The organism is Corynebacterium sp. (assembly GCF_030152825.1).
Lineage (GTDB): Bacteria > Actinomycetota > Actinomycetes > Mycobacteriales > Mycobacteriaceae > Corynebacterium.
The window spans coordinates 1-3,922 of sequence record NZ_JASLIP010000100.1 but is presented as its reverse complement, the minus strand read 5'-3'; the positions used below and the strand labels follow the sequence as shown (position 1 = coordinate 3,922).

At 64.5% G+C, this 3,922-nt stretch carries 4 protein-coding genes; 3 read left to right on the top strand and 1 reads right to left on the bottom strand.

Features of this window, described 5'->3' with window-relative positions:
• A partial coding sequence (locus tag Q1V78_RS09195; protein WP_300613833.1) for a PaaI family thioesterase occupies positions 1 to 630 on the top strand: 630 nt, incomplete at its 5' end.
• A 138-nt stretch (positions 631 to 768) separates the two neighbouring features.
• Here the strand turns inward: Q1V78_RS09195 and Q1V78_RS09190 are convergent.
• Positions 769 to 1,332 carry a hypothetical protein gene (locus Q1V78_RS09190; protein WP_300613831.1) on the bottom strand — a complete coding sequence of 188 codons (564 nt, stop codon included), beginning with the start codon at positions 1,330 to 1,332 and terminating at the stop codon, positions 769 to 771.
• A 235-nt stretch (positions 1,333 to 1,567) separates the two neighbouring features.
• On the opposite strand from Q1V78_RS09190, the gene Q1V78_RS09185 reads away from it, so the two are divergent.
• Positions 1,568 to 3,283 (top strand): cytochrome ubiquinol oxidase subunit I, encoded by a 1,716-nt coding sequence (locus tag Q1V78_RS09185; RefSeq protein ID WP_300613830.1) that lies wholly within the window; start codon positions 1,568 to 1,570, stop codon positions 3,281 to 3,283.
• On the top strand, positions 3,280 to 3,922 hold a 643-nt coding region (cydB, locus tag Q1V78_RS09180; RefSeq protein ID WP_300613828.1), incomplete at its 3' end, for a cytochrome d ubiquinol oxidase subunit II. The genes Q1V78_RS09185 and cydB, both read left to right, overlap by 4 nt.

Below are 3,922 nucleotides of genomic sequence, written 5' to 3'. Positions count from 1 at the left end.
GATGACTGGTCTGCCGGCCGCCTGGAGCTGAATCTGCGCTGGTGGAACCGCAATATGCACGGCGCGGGCTTCGGCGGCACGCTGTTTTCCATGACGGACGTGCTCTTCGGCACGCTGGTCATGGGCCGCCTAGGCTCGGACTACGAGGCCTGGACCCGCACCGGCACCTTCCAGTACCTCTCCCCGGGACGTCGCGGCGCCTACCTCGACGTCGAGGTCACCGACGAGCTGCTCGCCTGGATGAAGGAGGTCGTCGCCGAGGACGGTTACTGCAACGTCCCTTATACCTCGGTGATTTACAACAAGGACGGCTCCGTGGCCGGCATCGGCCAGCAGGATCTGCACGTCCGTCCGCGCCGTTCGGGCAAGCTTGCCCACCTCAAGCGCGCACCGGAGCCGAAGCACGCCACCGAAGCCCGCGGCCTGGTGCTGGAGTCCCTGGCCAACGCGGTGCTGTGGCACTGCTTCAAGCAGCAGCCGAGTGTGCTGACCTCCCTGATGAGCCGCCAGCGTCGCATCCCTGACCCGAATGAGCAGATGCGCATGGTGGTCAGCGAGGTGCTTGAGCGCGAGGCCGCGACCCGCGAGGAGCTGCTGGAACTGGGCGTGGCGGAGAAATTCCTGGACTAGGCCCGGCGAACCAACCGCCACTGGGCGGGGAACCGCCCTAGCGTCGACAATAAAAGCCGCCGACCACGGTGACACCTGTGGTCGGCGGCTTTCGCGCTAGCTATGCCACTCGGACCGCCCTCACCGCTCCGAGCCTTTTTAGTAGATGGCGGCGGACTCGATGCGGCTCGGGGTGGCGTAGGCGATCGTGGCGGTGCAGACGATGCCCGCGAGCGTGACCAGCGTCGTCCAGTCGCCGTCGAGCAGTCCGCCGAGAATCACCCACAGCACCGCAGCCACCACCGCCAAGGCAATCACTGCGATGCCGAAGAGGTGCTCATTGCCCGTGCCGGAGACCGGGATGTACAGCAGGCCCGCGCCGATGCCGATCAGGCCGGCGAGGACGGCTGCAAGCACGGCGGAGGACACGCCACCGGCGCCGTAACCCGCGATCTGGGAGACCAGCAGGTCGACGAGGAAGACGACGGCGAAGGTCACGACGGCGCCGAGCAGCGCGAGCAGTACCAGGTTGCTGATGACCTTCTTCGTCTGGAAACGGCCTGCGATCAGGCCCTCCTGGGAAGGCTGGGCCTCGTAGTAACCCTGGTTGTACTGCTCCTGGCCGTAGCCCTCGCCATAACCCTGTTGGCCATAACCCTGGCCGTAGCCTTGCTGGCCATAGCCCTGGTTGTACTGGCCTTCGTTGTTATTGGGGTAGGTCATGCCATCAATCCTTTGTCCTTACATTGTGCGGTGCCCAACTTTACCGTCTCGGCTGCTCTCAATCAGCCGGGCACAGGTTTGGCAGGAAGCCTTTATTATCCTCACGGGAACTAACTCGCCTCCGCGCCCGACCACTCACATACAGCCGCTCGTGGGCCCAGTGCGGCCTCACCAGCGGCTACACCACTCACCTAGGCCGGCGCCGAAGGGTGCCGGAAATACGTCGGAGGCGTAAATGGAGTTTTCTCTCCTTGCCGCCGGCGTGGATACGGCCGGTGGTTTAGACACCGTGGCCTTGTCCCGCTGGCAATTCGGCATCACCACGGTTTATCACTTTATTTTTGTCCCGCTGACCATTGGGCTGGCGCCGCTCGTGGCGCTCATGCAGACTTTCTGGGCTGTCACGAAGAAGCCTCATTGGTACCGCGCCACCCGCTTCTTCGGTGTGGTTCTGCTCGTGAACTTCGCCATGGGCGTAGCCACCGGCATCGTCCAAGAGTTCCAGTTCGGCATGAACTGGTCGGAATACTCGCGCATGGTCGGGGACGTCTTCGGCGGCCCGCTCGCCCTCGAAGGCCTGGTCGCCTTCTTCATGGAGTCCGTCTTCTTGGGGATCTGGATCTTCGGTTGGGGCCGGATCCCCACCTGGCTGCACACGCTCTCCATCTGGGCAGTGGCACTAGCGGTCAACCTCTCGGCGTACTTCATTATCGTCGCGAACTCCTTCATGCAGCACCCGGTGGGCGCGGAGTTCAACCCCGAGACCGGACGCGCGGAGCTCACGGACATCGTCGCACTGCTGACCAACCCCACCGCGCTGGCGGCCTTCCCCCACGCCGTGGCTGGTTCCTTTCTCACCGCGGGCACGTTCGTCCTCGGAGTGTCTGGTTGGTGGTTGATTAAGGACGCCAGATCCAAGGCAAAGGCGGCCACCACAACCCAGGATGGCCTGGCCCTGGACAACGCCCCGGCAGCCGAGGCGTCGGCGGCGGGAACCGACACGGCCGCGACGGACACCGCACCGTCCAAGGCAGCGGCGCCGTCATCTGAAAAAACAGCCGCAACCAGCGACGACAACCGGCACAGCATGCACCGACCGGCGATGAAGGTGGGCCTGTGGACCACCATCCTGTCCTCGATCGGGCTGTTCATTACCGGCGATATTCAGGCCAAGCTGATGTTCGTTCAGCAGCCGATGAAGATGGCCTCGGCCGAGTCCCTGTGCCACACGGAAACCGACCCATCCTTCTCGATCCTCACGATCGGTACGCACAATAACTGCGAATCGGTCATCCACGTGCTCAAGGCACCGTTCGTGCTGCCTTTCCTCGCGGAGGGCAAGTTCTCGGGCGTGACCCTGCAAGGCGTGATGGATCTACAGGAAAAGGCGGAGGCACTATACGGGCCGGGGAACTACTCCCCGAACCTCTTCGTGACCTACTGGTCCTTCCGCGCCATGATCGGGCTGATGGTGGGCTCCCTCGCGCTAGCTTTCTTCGCCTGGCTATTTACCCGCAAGGGGCGCCTGCCGAAGGGCAAGTGGGCGACCATCTTCTCCTGGGGCTGCCTGGCGGCGATCCCCTTCCCCTTCCTCGCGAACTCCGCGGGCTGGATCTTCACCGAGATTGGTCGCCAGCCGTGGGTGATCCACCCAAATCCGGAATCGGTGGGTGATCCACGCACCGAGTCGATCCGCATGCTTGTCGACCACGGGGTCTCTGGGCACGAGCCGTGGGTGGTCATCGTGACCCTGGTGGGCTTCACCCTGATCTACGGCATCCTCGCGGTGGTGTGGTTCTGGCTGATTCGCCGCGTGGTTCTCGACGGTCCGCCGGCCGAATCCGGCCCGGAGGCGGTGGCGTCCGAAACCACGGAAGATGATGAAGAAAAGCAGCTGCAGACTGCGGGAACGGTGAGCTTCGCGCGCGGCGCTGAAGGGAAGGAATCATGAGTATCGACCTGCCTACCCTGTGGTTTGGCCTCATCGTCTTCCTCTTCGCGGGCTACTTCATGCTGGAGGGCTTCGGCTTCGGCGTGGGTCTGCTCCTGCCCTTCCTGGGCCGCGACGAGGCCCGCCGTAGCGCCATGATCCGCACCATCGGGCCCGTCTGGGACGGCAACGAGGTCTGGCTTATCACCGCGGGTGGTGCGCTCTTCGCGGCGTTCCCCGCCTGGTATGCGGACATGTTTAGCGGCTTCTACCTGCCGCTATTCCTCATCCTCCTGGGACTGATCGTGCGCATCGTGGGCCTGGAGTGGCGCACGAAGGTCAACTCCGCGAAGTGGCGCGCCTGGTGTGATGCCGGGATCATCGCCGGCTCCTGGATCTCGCCGATCGTGTGGGGCGTGGCAGTGGCCAACCTGGTGAGCGGCATCCCGGAGAACGCCGCCCACGTCTACCCCCTATTCCACCCTTATGCGCTGGTGGGCGCGGCGGCGCTGGTGTGCGTCTTCGCGCTGCACGGGCTGACCTTCATCCGGCTCAAGACCGCGGGCGTGCTGCGCGAGGAGGCGCAGCGCTTCATCGCCCCGCTGGCGGTCGGCTCGATTGGGTTCGGTGGCGTGTTCGCCCTCTGGACTCAGCTGGGCT